Annotated in this window: 17 protein-coding genes, 2 tRNA genes and 1 other annotated feature; of the genes, 5 read left to right on the forward strand and 14 right to left on the reverse strand. The window is 47.6% G+C overall.

The window, feature by feature from the left end; genetic code table 11:
• Window positions 1–181: 181 nt before the first annotated feature.
• A complete protein-coding gene (locus BW944_RS11060) occupies window positions 182–421 on the forward strand; it encodes a helix-turn-helix domain-containing protein (RefSeq protein ID WP_076559663.1) in 240 nt (79 codons plus the stop codon).
• Between the two features lie 520 nt (window positions 422–941).
• Here BW944_RS11060 and BW944_RS15075 read toward each other — a convergent pair.
• From BW944_RS15075 to BW944_RS11075, 4 genes are all read right to left on the reverse strand, one after another.
• Entirely contained in the window at window positions 942–1,097 is a 156-nt protein-coding gene (locus BW944_RS15075) for a hypothetical protein (protein ID WP_159438245.1), read from the reverse strand.
• A 130-nt stretch (window positions 1,098–1,227) separates the two neighbouring features.
• Window positions 1,228–2,073 carry an IclR family transcriptional regulator gene (locus BW944_RS11065; RefSeq protein ID WP_076559665.1) on the reverse strand — a complete coding sequence of 282 codons (846 nt, stop codon included), beginning with the start codon at window positions 2,071–2,073 and terminating at the stop codon, window positions 1,228–1,230.
• Window positions 2,074–2,242: 169 nt separating this feature from the next.
• Window positions 2,243–3,235, reverse strand: a complete 993-nt coding sequence (locus BW944_RS11070) for a tyrosine-type recombinase/integrase (protein ID WP_076559871.1) — start codon at window positions 3,233–3,235, stop codon at window positions 2,243–2,245.
• Between the two features lie 153 nt (window positions 3,236–3,388).
• A tRNA-Arg gene (locus BW944_RS11075) sits at window positions 3,389–3,461 on the reverse strand.
• 130 nt (window positions 3,462–3,591) lie between these two features.
• Between BW944_RS11075 and BW944_RS11080 the strand changes: the two genes are divergently transcribed.
• Both BW944_RS11080 and BW944_RS11085 read left to right on the forward strand, forming a co-directional pair.
• Window positions 3,592–4,233 carry a deoxynucleoside kinase gene (locus BW944_RS11080; protein ID WP_076559667.1) on the forward strand — a complete coding sequence of 214 codons (642 nt, stop codon included), beginning with the start codon at window positions 3,592–3,594 and terminating at the stop codon, window positions 4,231–4,233.
• Window positions 4,230–4,916, forward strand: coding sequence for a deoxynucleoside kinase (locus BW944_RS11085; RefSeq protein WP_076559669.1), 687 nt, complete (start codon window positions 4,230–4,232; stop codon window positions 4,914–4,916). The genes BW944_RS11080 and BW944_RS11085 overlap by 4 nt, the downstream gene beginning before the upstream one ends.
• A gap of 83 nt (window positions 4,917–4,999) precedes the next feature.
• On the opposite strand, the gene BW944_RS11090 is transcribed toward BW944_RS11085, so the two are convergent.
• The 5 genes from BW944_RS11090 to BW944_RS11110 form a co-directional block, all read right to left on the reverse strand.
• Window positions 5,000–5,932: a siderophore ABC transporter substrate-binding protein gene (locus BW944_RS11090; RefSeq protein ID WP_076559671.1), complete on the reverse strand. Its 933-nt coding sequence runs from the start codon at window positions 5,930–5,932 to the stop codon at window positions 5,000–5,002.
• 25 nt (window positions 5,933–5,957) lie between these two features.
• Window positions 5,958–6,716 carry an iron ABC transporter ATP-binding protein gene (locus BW944_RS11095; RefSeq protein WP_076559673.1) on the reverse strand — a complete coding sequence of 253 codons (759 nt, stop codon included), beginning with the start codon at window positions 6,714–6,716 and terminating at the stop codon, window positions 5,958–5,960.
• Complete coding sequence (locus BW944_RS11100; RefSeq protein ID WP_076559674.1) at window positions 6,710–7,660, reverse strand: iron chelate uptake ABC transporter family permease subunit; 951 nt, start codon at window positions 7,658–7,660, stop codon at window positions 6,710–6,712. The genes BW944_RS11095 and BW944_RS11100 overlap by 7 nt, the downstream gene beginning before the upstream one ends.
• On the reverse strand, window positions 7,650–8,609 hold the full coding sequence (locus BW944_RS11105; protein WP_076559676.1) for an ABC transporter permease: 960 nt from the start codon (window positions 8,607–8,609) through the stop codon (window positions 7,650–7,652). Before BW944_RS11105 ends, BW944_RS11100 begins: the two co-directional genes overlap by 11 nt.
• A 140-nt stretch (window positions 8,610–8,749) precedes the next feature.
• Entirely contained in the window at window positions 8,750–9,193 is a 444-nt protein-coding gene (locus BW944_RS11110) for a MarR family winged helix-turn-helix transcriptional regulator (protein WP_234983174.1), read from the reverse strand.
• Window positions 9,194–9,286: 93 nt separating this feature from the next.
• Here BW944_RS11110 and BW944_RS11115 point away from each other — a divergent pair, with 93 nt between their 5' ends.
• Together BW944_RS11115 and BW944_RS11120 are read left to right on the forward strand one after the other, a co-directional pair.
• Window positions 9,287–10,099, forward strand: a complete 813-nt coding sequence (locus tag BW944_RS11115; RefSeq protein ID WP_076559680.1) for an alpha/beta fold hydrolase — start codon at window positions 9,287–9,289, stop codon at window positions 10,097–10,099.
• The gene (locus BW944_RS11120) at window positions 10,084–11,049 is read left to right on the forward strand and encodes a GGDEF domain-containing protein (protein ID WP_076559682.1); all 966 of its coding nucleotides are present in this window, start codon (window positions 10,084–10,086) and stop codon (window positions 11,047–11,049) included. The genes BW944_RS11115 and BW944_RS11120 overlap by 16 nt, the downstream gene beginning before the upstream one ends.
• Before the next feature lie 267 nt (window positions 11,050–11,316).
• Here the strand turns inward: BW944_RS11120 and BW944_RS11125 are convergent.
• The 5 genes from BW944_RS11125 to BW944_RS11145 form a co-directional block, all read right to left on the reverse strand.
• Window positions 11,317–11,409, reverse strand: a tRNA-Ser gene (locus BW944_RS11125).
• A 173-nt stretch (window positions 11,410–11,582) separates the two neighbouring features.
• On the reverse strand, window positions 11,583–12,857 hold the full coding sequence (gene serS, locus BW944_RS11130; RefSeq protein WP_076559685.1) for a serine--tRNA ligase: 1,275 nt from the start codon (window positions 12,855–12,857) through the stop codon (window positions 11,583–11,585).
• An 80-nt stretch (window positions 12,858–12,937) separates the two neighbouring features.
• Window positions 12,938–13,145, reverse strand: a binding site (T-box leader).
• A 37-nt stretch (window positions 13,146–13,182) separates the two neighbouring features.
• Complete coding sequence (gene pdxT, locus BW944_RS11135; protein WP_076559687.1) at window positions 13,183–13,773, reverse strand: pyridoxal 5'-phosphate synthase glutaminase subunit PdxT; 591 nt, start codon at window positions 13,771–13,773, stop codon at window positions 13,183–13,185.
• Window positions 13,774–13,792: 19 nt separating this feature from the next.
• On the reverse strand, window positions 13,793–14,671 hold the full coding sequence (gene pdxS, locus BW944_RS11140; RefSeq protein WP_076559690.1) for a pyridoxal 5'-phosphate synthase lyase subunit PdxS: 879 nt from the start codon (window positions 14,669–14,671) through the stop codon (window positions 13,793–13,795).
• A 113-nt stretch (window positions 14,672–14,784) separates the two neighbouring features.
• A complete protein-coding gene (locus BW944_RS11145) occupies window positions 14,785–16,119 on the reverse strand; it encodes a serine hydrolase (protein ID WP_076559873.1) in 1,335 nt (444 codons plus the stop codon).
• Window positions 16,120–16,124: the final 5 nt, after the last annotated feature.

Below are 16,124 nucleotides of genomic sequence, written 5' to 3' on the forward strand. Positions count from 1 at the left end.
CGTCCATGTCCTTCGCCTCCATTCGCTTAAAATTACGTTTAGCGTAACCGTACTTCAATAATAATTCCGTTTAACGTAATTGTCAACGGATAAATTCCGATTTGCGTAATTAATCCCCGGAAACCTTCTACATTATGATAAAATGGACACAAGGAAACGCAAGCTAGCGAGGTGAATATACATGACGAAGAAGGTATTACACATACGATTGAAACCGTTACTTAAATCGCGTGCCATCGGGCAGAAAGAACTCGCCCAGCGTACAGGGCTAACGGAAAGAACAATAAGCGAGATGGCCAACGGAAAAACGAAGCGCATACCGAAGGAAGCCGTTGAGAAGATCGCGGAGGAACTTAATATAACGGATATAAACGAATTGCTAACGTTGGAAAACGCGCAAGCCGACGATGGGGAAGCGTGAGTAAGCGAAGGGGTTGAGGTTACGGAATTTTGCCGGAAAATTTTCGAGGTAGGGACGTTAGGAACTTCGGATAGAGGCGAGAGGGCAGCGCACCCCGTGTTGCTGATTCCTGTAAGCAACTTTTGCCCACCCGGCGAAGGCGCGCGAGAACCGACCGCCCGGGGGCCTATACGCTCACCAGTCGCGGAGGAAAGTCGGAGGAAGCCCGGTAGTTTGCGGTGATTTCCGGCGGTCAATTAACTTGTATAATCGGTGTATCCCGTATTCAAAATTAGTTTACATAATACTACCTATAGGAAGTTATCTACGAATTAAAACGTTGATATGACGGCGTTTATCGAACTTCCGAATATTATCGATTATGCACGATTTTATACAACGTTGATTTGACGGGGTTTATCGGGTGTCTGTTCGTATCGTACAACGTATAAAACTCTCGTGCTTTATGCGTACAGAATACGGTTTAAACTGCCGGCTGAATGCCCGGCAAACCTACGTAAAATACCCGTCACTCACCGCCTTATGAACGGATCACTTCCGCACCTGGCAACCATCGGAAGGAGTAACGTCCAGTAAGCGGAATAGCTGCGTAGGGGTCGGTGTTTTTGCGGTGCGTGCGTCGTGAATGCTTGCTCCGGTGCTCCTGCTTCGCATTCCTACGCCTATGCACGTACATTCTCCGCCCTTCGTGTCGCCGTAAATGTAACCTTTGCGCCTCTTCGCCTTTACTTTCAATTTCCGCCCTTTAATGAAGAAACTCGGAATATCCTACGTGTTTCCATGTGATTTCCCCGGAATTGTCGAAGTTACACTTCCGCCAACTCTTGCGACAACTCCCCGGCGAACCAGTCGGCCAGCCCTTCGGATAAACCCGACTTACTTACTCGGTTTTTTCTTCGGGTAATCTCCGCCGTAACCGCCTGCCAACTTGCGTAAAGGTATGCGTTCAGACTGCGGACTTTGCCCGACTTATAACGCCGCATGACGTTTAGGAAGGCGTTGCAATACTCGTCGTGATCCTCGGCTAGTATTGTAGAATCGACGGAACTCTTCGCTCTAAACAACGTTCCAACGGCGTTATAAAGGCCTTCTGCGTCGCCCTCAAAGAACGGAGATAGCACGTCGTATAGCTTGGACGGAATGGCGTGGCGTAGCATGGCGGTGCTTTCCGTTTCTGTTGTGCTTTTAGAGTCATGCTTGCGTTGGAATGGTTCGTTTCTTTCGTAGCCTTCTTCCGCCTTGTGTGGCGTGAATTCGTCGCTTGTGCCTAACGTTTCACCCTGTCGGTTCACCGGTTGTATAACGATTATATTAACGGACTTCTTACGGCTCTTTCCGTAGCTTTTCCACTTCTTCGTAGTCGGGTGCTTCTCGATCATGCCGTAGTTTTCGAGTTTATCAATCGCTCGGCGTACCGTAGAAAGAGAGTAGCCGGTCTGTTCCGTAATGGTCGCCAGCTTTGCGAAAGATACGCCCAGCACACGAAGAGAAGAACGTCCGAAGAAACGTAGTACCTCGATGGTAGAGGCCGGCTCTTCGTTCGCCCGTAATTCTGCGATATGATCGTAAATTGCTGCGTCCATGTCGTTTTGGTGCGTGAACGTTTCTAACTCTCGTAGTTCGATCAGGTCAACCTGTCTGTAAGTCGTCATAGTTTGCGCCTCCCATTTGCGAACGTTTGTTCGGTTTTATGGGTAGACTGGCAGAATTTCTTGCCCATTTATTTTTAAAATGGTACAATACCTATACAATCGTTATAGGGTATTCTGTGTGTCTACCCGTTGCCCGGTGTTTCCGCACCGGGTTTTTCTTTTGTCTTTTTTACCTTCGATACTTCTTCCGTAATGCCACCACCGGAGAAAACTCGGCGTGTTTGCGTTTAATGTCCTCCGACGTGAATTGAATATACTTCCGTGTGGTCGTTATATTCTCGTGGCCGGCGATCCGTTGCAGCGTGAATAAATCCCCGCCGTTTAGGATATAGTCGGTGCAAAACTGGTGCCGGAGAGAGTGCGGACTAACCGGCTTTTCTATGCCTGCGGAAATGCGATAGTTGTATAGCCTCTTCCGAAAACTATTCGCCCTGTATCGCTCACCTCGGCTCGACGTAAATACATACTCCGTCGCAAAATTCGCCTTCACCTCGGAAACTAACTCCATGAGTAGCCGGATCACTTCGTTCGATAACGGTAATATCCTCGGCTTCCGATTCTTCGTAATATCTCCGGTCAACGTGAGACACCGCATTTTAAAATCAACGTGCCGCATTTCGAGGTTAAATATTTCCCTCGCTCGTATGCCGGTATCTAACATAAGGTACATCGCTACCAGGTCACGGAAAGAGGCGTAGTATTTTACGTCCGGCTGCTTTAACAATCGGTGCAACTCGTCCTTTGTAAACGGCGTGAACTTGTCCTCGTCCGTTTTGAGTAGCTTAACTCCAACCATCGGGTTTTTGTTGACGATGTTCTCCGAGTGAAGGACGTTGAAAATAGACCTTAATATACGTAGTCGAATGTTGATCGTTGCCGGTGCGAGTCCATACGCCTGCCGTTTTTCGTTGTAATGCTCGTTTTGTAAGTAACCGACGTATTTTCGTATAATCTGCGTAGTTATATCCTCTACTCGCTCGACGTCCGGCTCATGCTCGGCTAAATACTCCGTGAAGTAACGCCATAACAACGGGTAGTCCTTCATCGTTTCCGGTCGTAGCCCCTCCGACTGCTTAAACGCATAAACGTACTCCAACGCCTCCGGCAACGTAAGGTTCAAAGCCGTATTTCCTAACTCGGCATGAACCGTTGTCCTCCGCATTTTTGGCACGAAAAAAAAACCTCCCTTCCCGTCGGTCATAGACGGAAAAGGAGGTACGTTTTTATGCGATCACAACCGTGTGCCTGCGGAGTGCTTACGTTCAGCTTCTCGCATGAGGCTACGGATATAAATCGCGATATGTCGCCGCGTAAATGCCCCCGGCAGGATTCGAACCTGCGACACATGGTTTAGGAAACCAATGCTCTATCCCCTGAGCTACGGGGGCATAATCGCTATTATACTATCATTTTTCATTTCTGCAAAGACAAAATGATTGTTCCCGTTCCTTCCCCTATATGTGTGTGATAAAATATAGTTTGTCTGTTCGAACGGATTTCACTGAAGGAGGAAAACCAATGGCTCAACTACCTTTCATCGCTGTGGAGGGACCGATTGGAGTGGGAAAAACCTCTCTTTCCAAAAAAATAGCCGCTCATTTCGAATTTCACTTACTGAAAGAGATCGTGGAAGAGAATCCGTTTCTCGGTAAGTTCTATGATGATATCGAAGAGTGGAGCTTTCAGACAGAGATGTTTTTCCTTTGCAACCGGTACAAACAGCTTGAAGACATAGATAAAAAATTTCTACAGGAAGGCAAGCCCGTCGTCGCGGATTATCACATATCGAAAAATATGATTTTCGCACAGCGGACCCTGAAAGAAGATCAGTTCCGGAAATATTCCCGCATATTTGATATCCTGACCGGGGATATGCCGCGTCCGAACATGGTCATTTATCTGCATGCCGGTCTCGACACCCTGTTCGACCGCATACGGATGAGAAACCGGGATGTGGAGGCCAACATCCAGCCGGAGTATCTCCATCAGCTCTCCGAAGATTACGAAACGTTTATGGACCATTTCGAGAATACACACCCCGATATTCCGGTCATACGTCTGAATGGCGATAACTTCGATTTCGTCAAACATCAGAGTGATCTCGACTATATCCTGGAGGAAATCAAAGCCCATATGAATAAAGGAGAAGTGATCAAATGAACAGAAGGGAAAAATACGGGATCCCGCACGACAGTGTCATCACCGTAGCAGGTACAGTAGGCGTAGGTAAATCTACAATGACAAAATCCCTGGCTGAGGCTCTCAATTTCCGCACTTCTTTCGAAAAAGTGGAAAAGAACCCTTACCTGGACAACTTTTATAAAAATTTCGAGCGATGGAGTTTCCATCTGCAGATCTACTTTTTGGCGGAACGCTTCAAAGAACAGAAAAAAATATTCGAATATGGCGGAGGTTTCATCCAGGACCGCTCCATTTATGAAGACACAGGTATATTCGCCAAGATGCACTATGACAAAGGGACAATGTCACCGACGGACTACGAGACATACAGAAGTCTGTTTGATGCCATGGTCATGACTCCTTACTTCCCTCATCCGGATCTTCTTATTTATCTCGAAGGGTCTCTCGATGATGTCGTCGGACGCATCCAGGAACGCGGCCGTCCGATGGAACAGGAAACACCGGTGGAGTACTGGGAGGAAATGTATAACCGTTATGAAGACTGGATCGACGACTTCAATGCCTGCCCGGTCCTTCGCCTCAATATCGCGGACTACGACCTTCTCAATAATGAAGAAAGTGTCGAACCGATTCTGGAGAAAATCGGCCATTTCATTCAGCAAGCACGCAAATGGAGAGCAAGTCACCTGCCGACTTCCTAGTTTCCTGATTCAATCTCCTGAAAATATAGAAGTGACCCCCTGTGCACATCGTTGCGCAGGGGGTCACTTTTGTTAATCAAGGGTTACTTGCTCATGCCCGCCGATATTTCTTCCGCCATTTTTTCCGTCGACCTCAAGCCGCCTCCGGAAAGATACCACACCGCCGGGTCAAGATACACCTGCTTGGCTTCTGTCTGGTCGACAAGTTCATTATCATAAAGTTTCTTCGCCTGACTTTCACCGCTCACAACCTTGTCACGATCGATAATGAACAGATAATCAGGGTTCGTCTCGGCGATGTACTCGAACGTGACGCTCATCCCGTGTGTCGAAGCTTCGATCTCCTGATCCGCAGCCGGTACACCGAACACATCATGAATGAGGCCGAAACGGGAGCCGGGGCCATAGGCGCTCACTTTGCCACCTGTCGTAAGTGTAACGAGTCCGGCTTTATCTTCCGGCATATCTTCTTTCACCTGGGCAATCGAATCCTTCACTTCCGTAATTTTCTCATCCGCTTCTTCTGTTTTATCAAAGATTTTCGCAAGTGCCCTTGTGTTCTTTTCAAAAGATTCCATGTAATTCTCATTGTCGACGCCAGCATAAACCGTAGGAGCGATATCACTCAAGTCTTCATACGCGCCTGACTGACGACCGGAAATGATGATCAGTCCCGGTTCCATACTGTTGATTTTCTCAAAATCGGGTTCTTTCAGACTTCCGATATTCTCGTAACTGTCCTCTTCATATTTGGACAGATAATCAGGGAGGGTGCTCGATTTGGCCACACCTGCTACCTCTACTCCAAGCGTATCAAGCGTGTCGAGCGCCCCGAAATCAAAGACGACTACATTTTCAGGATTCTTTTCGACCTCTGTCGTCCCCAGTTCATGCTTTATCGTTACGGTTTCTTTTTCTCCCCCTTCAGCAGAAGCATCCGCTTCTTCCTCCGAACTTCCGCACGCTGCCAGTACCATCATCACGACAAGACTCACTACCATCCATAATTTTTTCATATAAACCTCTCCTTTTTAAATATTTTCAGGTGAAAAACACACAAATACGATTGCCATCTATCTTACATACGTTGAATTCCATATCGTACACTTCCCGGAGCACGTCATTGCTGATCATTTCTTCCGTCGTTCCTTCATATACACACTTCCCGTCCTTCAAAGCTACGATATGATCGGAATAACAGGAAGCGAAATTAATATCATGGATGACGATCACCACCGTTTTCCCGAGCTCATCCACCATACGCCGTAGTGCTTTCATAATCTGCTTCGAATGTTTCATATCCAGATTATTGAGCGGCTCATCGAGCAGAATATAATCGGTATCCTGGGCGATGACCATCGCTATGTACGCCCGTTGTTTCTGTCCGCCACTCAACTCATCCAGAAAGCGGTCTTCGAAAGCTTCCAGGTTCATATAGTGAATCGACTCGTCGATCAGTTTCTTATCTTCATCCTTCAGCTTCCCTTGTGTATAAGGGAAACGTCCGAAACTCACCAGTTCCCGAACCGTAATCCGGACCTTGATGTTATTGGACTGTTTCAACACGGATAATCGCTTGGCCAATTCCCGGTTATCGTAGGACGTGATCTCTTCCCCATCGAGGAGCACCGACCCTTCATCTTTCGGAATGAGCCGGCTCACCATCGACAGGAGCGTGCTTTTCCCGGCACCGTTCGATCCGATGAAGGACGTGATTTTCCCTTTTTTGATATGCACCGAGACACCGTCCACCACTTTCACTTCCTGATAGGTTTTGGATACATTATTCACATTTACCATGCGTCATTCTCCTTTATTAAAAGATAGATGAAATAGATACCGCCGATGAAATTGATGATGACACTGATCGTCGTTGAGAAGGTGAAGATATGTTCCACGAACCACTGGCCTGTCAGCAGACTGAAAATGCTGACGAAAATAGCCCCGGGAATCAGATAATTGTGACGATACGTTTTGAATACTTCATGAGCGACGTTGGCAACGATGAGGCCGAGAAATGTGATCGGCCCCACAAGTGCTGTTGCAACGGCTACGTATACTGCGATGATGCCGAGAAGCCGCTTCACAACTCCATCGTAATCCACGCCGAGATTGACCGCCTCCTCTTTTCCAAGAGAAAGGACATCCAGATATTTCGCATAGCGGAGCAGATATAACGTCGCACAGAGAAGCAGTACGCCTCCGAGCAGGAGCAGTTCCGTGTTGGTGTTATTGAAGCTTGCAAACATCGCGTCCTGCACGATAAGGAATTCATTCGGATCGATCAGCACCTGCAGAAAGTCTGAAATACTGCTGAAAAATGTGCCGAGAATGATTCCGATCAGCAGTAGAAAATAAATATTTTTCCCTTCCCGTTTGAAAATGAACAGAAATAGCAGCAGGGCGAATACGACCATAAGTCCGACAGACAGAAGAAAGTGGAACTGGTTGTTCATCATCACCAGCGTCCCTCCACCTAAGAAGAAGACGATGGCTGTCTGGAGAAGAACATATAGGGAGTCGAACCCGATCAGACTCGGCGTGAGAATACGATTGTTCGTGATCGTCTGAAAAATTACCGTAGACGTCGCGATGGCTGCACCGGTCATTACGATGGCCCACGCCTTCTCCAAGCGTCTCGGGAGCGCGTAATCCCAGTACTCCCCGATATCCCAGAAAACGAATAAAACGATACTCAGAACGGACAGAGACAGCAATAGGACTAATTTTTTGTTATAACCCATAGGACCGTCTCCTTAACAACAAATAAAGGAAGATGCCACTGCCGAGCACCCCGACAGTCAGACCGATCGATATTTCATACGGATAGATGATCACTCGCCCCACTATGTCACACACAAGCACAAACAAAGCTCCGAGTATCGCCGTCTGCCAAATACTGCTTCTGAGATGGTCGCCCTGATAGATGGTGACGATGTTCGGGACGATCAGACCAAGAAACGGCAACATCCCGGCAGTCAGCACGACGGAGGCTGTAATGAGCGCTACGAGTCCGAGACCAAGATATACGACCTTCTGATAACTGAGGCCGAGATTGGAGGCGAAGTCCTCTCCCATACCTGCGATGGTGAAGTGATGCGCGAATATGTAAGCGATGATCACCACCGGGACGCTTATATACAATAGTTCATATCGACCTTCAATCAACATCGAAAAATCACCGTGGAGCCAGGTCCCTACGCTTTGTATAAGATCGTAGCGGTAAGCGAGAAACGTGGTGATGGAGCCGACGATATTCCCGAACATGAGCCCGACGAGCGGTATGAAAACCGCGTCCCGGTATCTTATTTTATCGAGAATTTTCATGAAAACGAAGGTGCCGGCAAGAGCGAAAAGAAAAGCTACGAGCATTTTCTGCATCATCGTAGCGGCCGGAAACAACAGCATGCCGACGAGAATCCCGAGCCTCGCGGCATCCATGGTGCCTGCCGTCGTCGGGGATACGAACTTGTTCTGACTGAGCTGTTGCATAATCAGACCGGCGATACTCATACTCATTCCGGCAATAAGCAAACTGATCAGCCGCGGGATCCTGCTGACGACAAGCACGTCTTTCTCTTCGCTGCTTAGTGAGAAAATATCCATCACCGATAATTCGGAGACTCCGATGAAAAGGGAGAGAATCGAAAAAAACACTAAAAGAAAACCTGCGACCAACCATTTCATATCCATACTTCCTAACTATCCTCATTCCTCTTTTTTCCATTTAAACCCTTGTCTAGACAATATAAAACCAAAAAAGAAGAAACCTCAGATAAAAATGATAATCATTCTCAATCACAAGTAAATGATAGCAATTCTCAATCAGGGTGTCAACTGCTTCCTAGATTATTCCGTACTTTTTCGAGAAAGAGCTGGCCTGCTTTTTTTTCTTGCTCACTTATCCCTTCGGAAGCTTCTTCGATTGTAGCAAGGGCCAGGTCATTCAATTCACGTTTCACCTGTTTGGCCCAATCGGTGAGGTAAATATGATTTGTACGTTTATTCTCTTTTTCCAGACGGCGATAGATATACCCGTTCCTTTCCATTCTGCCGAGTAGTCTTGATACACCGGCCTGATCCCTTTCAATCAAAACGGCGAGCTCACGCTGGGTCTTTCCTTCCCCCTCATAAAGGCGACTCAGCAGCTGCCATTGTTCATAAGTGAGCGTGTAGCCATGATCACTGAAATTCTGATTCAGCCTGGCATTCATGAGTCGTGAGGCCTGAAAAAGTTGGTACCCGAGTGATTCATCTAATAAATATTCATTTTCCATCATGTGTTCCCCCTATTAAGAATTGTACAGAAACTGTGGTAAACTGGAGATACCAGTAGCAGTATGAATTCTCTGTAGCAAAGGATGATAACTATGAAAATAAGAAAGCGTAACAATGTGCAAATATACGGAAATGGCACGACCCCGATCATTTTCGCGCACGGTTTCGGATGTGATCAACAAGTATGGGAATATATCATTCCCGATTTCTTCGAGGCCTACCAGGTCATTCTTTTCGACTACGTCGGTTCAGGTCGTTCCAGCTTAGAAGCTTATTCGAGTGAGCGCTACAATTCCATAGATGGCTACGCTGAAGACATCATTGAAATCCTCGATGAGCTGAATATCAATGAGGCTATTTTCGTGGGTCACTCCGTAAGTGGGATGATCGGATTGAAAGTAGCAATCGAACGTCCTGATCTTCTCCGGACTAATATTATGATCGGCTCTTCTCCCCATTACTTGAATGACGGTGATTACCAGGGAGGATTTGAAAATGAGGACATCCGGGAACTCCTCGCCATGATCGACCGTAATTATCAGGAATGGGCGAAGTATATGGCGCCGATTTCCATGAAAAACACGGATCAGCCGAAATTGACGGAGGAACTCGAAGAAATGTTCGCCGATCAGAACCCGGAAGTCATCCGGCAATTTGCGGAAGTGACCTTTTTCCTCGATATGCGTGATGAGTTGAAAAGGAATACCGTTCCTTCTCTCCTGTTGCAGACGAAGGATGATACCATCGTTTCCAAAGAGGCAGGCACCTATTTGAGTAAGCATCTCCCACATAGTGAGCATATCGAAATGGAAGCGGAAGGACACAACCCTCATATCAGTAACCCTGATGAAGTGACGCATCAAATCAAAGAATATGTGGAACAAAAACTATGGAAGAGCAGCTGAATCATGCCCCGGCCGGTTATCTTCTCCTCTCCGTTTCGGGTACCATTCTGGAAATGAACGAAACGCTCCGAACATGGCTGACGACCGAAGAGACTTGGGAAGATGACAGCTTTTATTCTTTGCTGACACGCGCTTCCCAGCTGTATGCAGAGACGTATTTTCTTCCTACGCTGGCGATTCATGAAACAGTGGAAGAATTATATGTCGTTCTGTGTACAAAGTCCGGTTCCCGTATTCCAGTACTTATTAACGCGCACCGGCGAAAAAACAATATTGAATGTATCTTTGTACAAATGAAGATGCGGGATTATTATGAAAACGAATTACTTTCCCAGAAACATAATACCGAACGGATCGCTGAAGAAATGCGGAAAGCCTATGAAGATTTACAACAGGTAATGGAAGATTATGAAGTGAAAAGAAAAGAACTCCTCCAGATCAATCAGCAACTCGAAGATAAAGCGACGACGGACCCGCTCACTTTGTTGAAGAACCGGAGATTCGGAGAGGAAAAAATGTTAGAAGAAATGCAGAAGGGTACTCGCTTTTCCATTTTGCTTGTAGACACCGATCATTTTAAACAGATCAATGATACTCATGGGCACCAGGCGGGGGACCTCGCATTGAAACAACTGGCACGTATTTTCATGACTACGACGAGTGAACATGATGTCGTGATCCGCTTCGGGGGAGAAGAGTTTTTGCTGATTTTTCCCACCGCTACAGAAGACATGTTACACAATATAGCGGAACGGATCCGCAAACAAGTCGCTGCTTATCAATTTCACCACGGGAGATTGACGGTAAGTCTCGGAGGAACGAGCAGAAGAGCGGAAGAATCGATGCACGAGCTTCTCGAACGTGCCGATCGGGCTCTTTACCAGGCGAAAAAAGGTGGAAGAAATCAGTTCATCATCGATGACAACAAAAAGAACCGGCCCCTGCTCTAGAGAATAGGGACCGGTTCTTTATGAACAGCTCTGTTAAAGCCTGTTGTTGATTTCAGAACGAAGGGTGGAGACGCCTGCGGGATAAGCATGAACTTAAAAACCACCGGAATCGAACGTAGAGAGGTTCCGGAAGCCCGCGTCATGCCCGCGGAAAGCGTCCGCCTGAATATTTATTTTCAGCGTAGCCAAAATAAAAAAACCGTTACTCTGAAGTAACGATTTATTCCGGACTTCTCCGAATGTATATGCGCGCTTGTTTTAATAATATGGCGGAGGAGGAGGGATTCGAACCCCCGCGGGGCGTAAACCCCCTGGCGGTTTTCAAGACCGCTCCCTTCAGCCGAACTTGGGTACTCCTCCGTGTGACCGACAATTAGTAATATACCATGCCACCCCTATACCGTCAATAGAAACAGGATAATTTAATCAATTTTCTCTCCCCTCTTTTCATTCAGGCAACTTTCCCTTCACTCTTCCTTCCTGCAAAATAAGCGGCCTCAGCAAGTTAACGCTGAGACCGCTCTGTTCCATAATTAATCTATAACTTCTTTGCCACCCATATAAGGACGTAATACTTCAGGGACGAAGACTGTGCCATCTTCCTGCTGATAATTCTCCAGAATGGCCGCTACCGTACGGCCGATCGCAAGGCCGGAACCGTTCAGTGTATGGACAAATTCAGGCTTGCCGTTTTTCTCCCGGCGGAAGCGTATCCCGGAACGACGGGCCTGGAATGCTTCAAAGTTGGAACAGGAGCTGATTTCACGGTACGTTTCGTAGCTCGGAATCCATACTTCGATATCGTACTTTTTCGCGGCTGTGAAGCCTAGATCGCCGGTACACATACTCATGACCCGGTAAGGAAGTTCGAGCAGCTGAAGGATTTTTTCAGCGTGCCCGGTCAATTCTTCGAGCTTGTCGTAGGAGTCTTCAGGCTTCGCCAATTGAACGAGCTCCACTTTATTGAACTGGTGCTGACGGATAAGCCCACGGGTATCACGTCCGGCAGAACCCGCCTCCGACCGGAAATTTGTACTGAAGGCCACCATTTTCTTCGGAAGATCATCGATGGAAAGAATTTCATCACGATGATAGTTGGTAACCGGAACTTCTGCAGTCGGGATCAGGAAGTAGTCCCAGTCTTCGATTTTGAACGCATCTTCTTCGAATTTAGGGAGCTGACCGGTGCCGGTCATGGAATCCCGGTTTACGATTTGCGGAGGCAATACTTCTTCATAGCCGTGCGTATCCGCATGGTAATCCATCATAAAGTTCAAGAGCGCGCGTTCAAGTCTCGCTCCCGCCCCTTTGTAAAAGACGAAGCGGCTTCCGGTAACTTTGGCTGCACGTTCAAAATCCAAAATACCGAGATCTCCGGCGAGGTCCCAGTGAGCTTTCGGCTCAAAACCGAAAGTAGACACTTCTCCCCACTCCCGCGTAACTACGTTGTCCTCTTCATCACTTCCGACCGGTGTGCTCTCATGCGGGATATTAGGGATCGATAGTAAAAGGGTCTGCAAACGATCCTCTATTTCTTTAAGCTCCGCGTCGAGTGTTTTCACCCGGTCGCCCACTTCTCTCATTTCTTTGATTTTATCGTCTGCGTCCTGCTTTTCTTTTTTCAACTGGGAAATTTCTTTGGATACTTCGTTCCGCTTCGCTTTCAGGTCTTCACTTTCCTGGATTAGCACCCTGCGTCTTTCGTCCAGCTCCTCGAAAGAATCGAGGTCGGAGAGGTCCTCGCCTCTGTCCCGTAATTTTTCTTTCACGTCCTGGAAGTTCTGTCTTACGTATTTCAAATCCAGCATGATTCATCCTCCTTCATCTGATTGCTTACCTGTCCTCCACTATCTTCCATGAAATCAAAAAAGACTCCCATCCCTTTATGAAAAGGGACGAGAGTCTAGCTTCCCGCGATACCACCCCGATTGAAGAGCATACACTCTTCCGGCTCGACCTCCGTAACGGAGAGGTACCGTACTGATTCATCACCAGCCGCTCCGGGATGGATTCTCACTCAGCTTCTGTCAGTTCTCAGCAGCCACTGACTCTCTTAAAGAACACTGAATGATACTAAGTCCGTTCTTCGCGTTTTTCATTTTCCACTTACTTTATAGAGTAGCCGATTCTTTTTCACGATGCAAGAGTCTGTTTCGACTTTTCCACCATTTTCACGAAATGTTCCGTCAGCCGATGATCATCGGTCAGTTCCGGATGGAAGGAACAGGCGAGAAGATGACCTTCCTGCGCCGCTACGATATGGCCATCATAGCTGGCGAGAACTTTCGTATTTTTACCGACTCGCTCGATATAAGGAGCACGGATGAATACGGCATTGTACCCTTCGGCAACGCCTTCGATATCAAGATCCGCTTCGAAACTTTCCCGCTGACGTCCGAAAGCGTTTCTCCGGACGCTCATATCCATAACTCCGAGGTGTACGTCATAGGACCCGTCAATTTCAGAAGCAAGTAAAATCAGTCCGGCACAGGTTCCAAACACTGGTTTCCCGGCGTCCGCAAAAGCGCGGATCGGTTCGAGGAACTCATACTTATCGATGAGACGACGCATCGTTGTGCTTTCTCCCCCCGGAATAATCAGTCCGTCAATCATATCCAGCTGCTCTTTACGTTTAACTGTCACTACTGCCGCCCCTGAAGCTTCCACGGAGCGGATATGCTCCCGGAAAGCTCCTTGAAGGGCAAGTACACCGATCGTAGTCATGTTTGCATGTCTCCTTTATCTATTCACTGCGTTCCTGCATACGGTCCGTCTCGTCATTCATCTCTTCACCTTTCATAGCAGTGCCGAGACCTTTCGAGAGTTCACCGATCAGTTTATGATCATCATAGTGCGTCGTCGCTTCCACGATCGCACGTGCGAATTCTTTCGGATTGTGTGATTTGAAGATACCGGAACCTACGAACACACCGTCCGCTCCGAGTTGCATCATGAGAGCTGCGTCCGCAGGGGTAGCGATTCCGCCTGCCGCGAAGTTCACGACCGGAAGACGGCCTTCTTCACGGATCTGAAGCAACTGTTCATACGGCGCTCCGGTTTCCTTTGCGTAAACCATCACTTCATCTTCTTGCATGGACTGAAGACGACGGATCTGTCCCTGCACTTCACGCATGTGACGCACAGCTTCTACGATATTTCCTGTTCCTGGTTCTCCCTTCGTACGAAGCATGGACGCTCCTTCACCGATACGACGGGTCGCTTCACCGATGTTCCGGCAGCCGCATACGAACGGAACGGTATAGTCGGTCTTTTTAATGTGGAATACTTCATCCGCAGGTGTGAGGACTTCACTTTCATCAATGTAGTCCACACCCATCGCTTCAAGAACACGTGCTTCAGCGATATGACCGATTCTCGCTTTTGCCATTACCGGTATGGAGACAGCATTCATCACTTCTTCTACGATGGTAGGATCCGCCATACGGGCAACCCCTCCGGCCGCTCTGATATCTGCCGGTACACGTTCGAGGGCCATAACGGCTACAGCTCCCGCCTCCTCGGCGATCTTCGCCTGTTCCGCGTTCACGACGTCCATGATGACGCCGCCCTTTTGCATTTCTGCCATACCTCTTTTCACACGCTCTGTACCTGTTTGAGCCATGATAATTCCTCCCTGTTCTCTATCTATATGCTTGAGTCTTATTTTCTTTTACTATTTTAACGTATTTTTCAGCTGAATCCTATTTTAAAACTTATTGTTATCAGAAAAATTGATCAGAACCAGCCTTTGACCATATCAACGGCTCCCGTGAAAAGATCACCGAAGAAACCGCCGATGCCACCGAGTGTAAGCATGAACCAGTTCGACTTCTCTACTGCAGAAGTGGTGACGACCGGTACGGTGTTAGGGTTTTCTTTCACGATATTTCCATCAGGAAGCTCCCCGTCGTAAACGAGTTTTGCCTGTCCGACCTGCTGACCGGATTCGACAGGTGCTGTAAGTTCTTCTTCCTCCAGTTCATACTCGATGGAGTAGGAGTCTTCCTCTCCTTCTTTCACCATCGTGGAAAGAGCTTCTCCGGTTTCAATAGCTACACTATTTTCTTTTCCTTTTGTCACCGGCAAAGAAGTGGAGTTTTCCATCTGGTAGCCGGTGGCGTATAATTCCTGTGTTTCGAACTGTTCAAATCCATAGTCGAATAATTTTCTCGTTTCTTCGAAGCGTTCTTCCCGACTCGCCGTCTTCATCACAACAGAAATAAGACGCTGGCCATCCTGTTTCGCCGTTCCGGTGAAAGTATTTCCGGCCATTTCGGTATAGCCTGTTTTCAGACCGTCCACCCCTTCATAACCGAAGTCGGAAAGATACCCCGGCATCCCGGGAATCATCCAGTTCCAGTTCTGGATTTCCTGACCGTCGAATTGAGTTGTCGGCGTTCCTGATATTTCTAGTGCTTCCGGATAATCGTTCACGAGATGATAAGCTAACGTCGCAGCCGCATGTGCAGACATTAAGTTAGTATCATCGGCACTCGTGCCTTCCGGGACGTTATCTCCAAGGTCGCTGTTGGAGAGTCCAGTACTGTTGACGAACTGATAATCTTCCATACCGAGCTCCGCAGCTTTTTCATTCATCATCTTTACAAATTCGCCTTCAGACCCGGCGATCAATTCTGCCAGAGCGATAGCTGTGGCATTATCCGAATTGATGGCCATCGCTTCGTACAGGGCTCGCACGGTATATTCTTTGTTTTGCGTCAACCCTACCCCCGAAAAAGAAGGATTTGCAGAAATGCTATAAGGGTAATCAGAAATCTGGGTCGTCGTGTCCCAGCTGATGTCCCCTTCTTCGATTGCTTCCATTACTAGATATTCGGTCATCATCTTCGTCATACTCGCAGGTGGTAACGTCAGCTCCGCTTCTTTTTGAAACAGAATATCCCCCGTCTCAGCGTCCACCAGTATCGCTGATTTCGCTTTTGTTTCCACTTCCTGAGCCAGGCTGTTTACGGGCATAAGTAGGCTGCCCGCTATTACAAGCACAGCGAGAAGGAGTGCCATTTTGCATTTTTGTATCAACTTTCTCGACCTCCACCCTATATAATTCATACTTT

This window comes from Salimicrobium flavidum, from assembly GCF_900156645.1.
GTDB lineage: Bacteria > Bacillota > Bacilli > Bacillales > Halobacillaceae > Salimicrobium > Salimicrobium flavidum.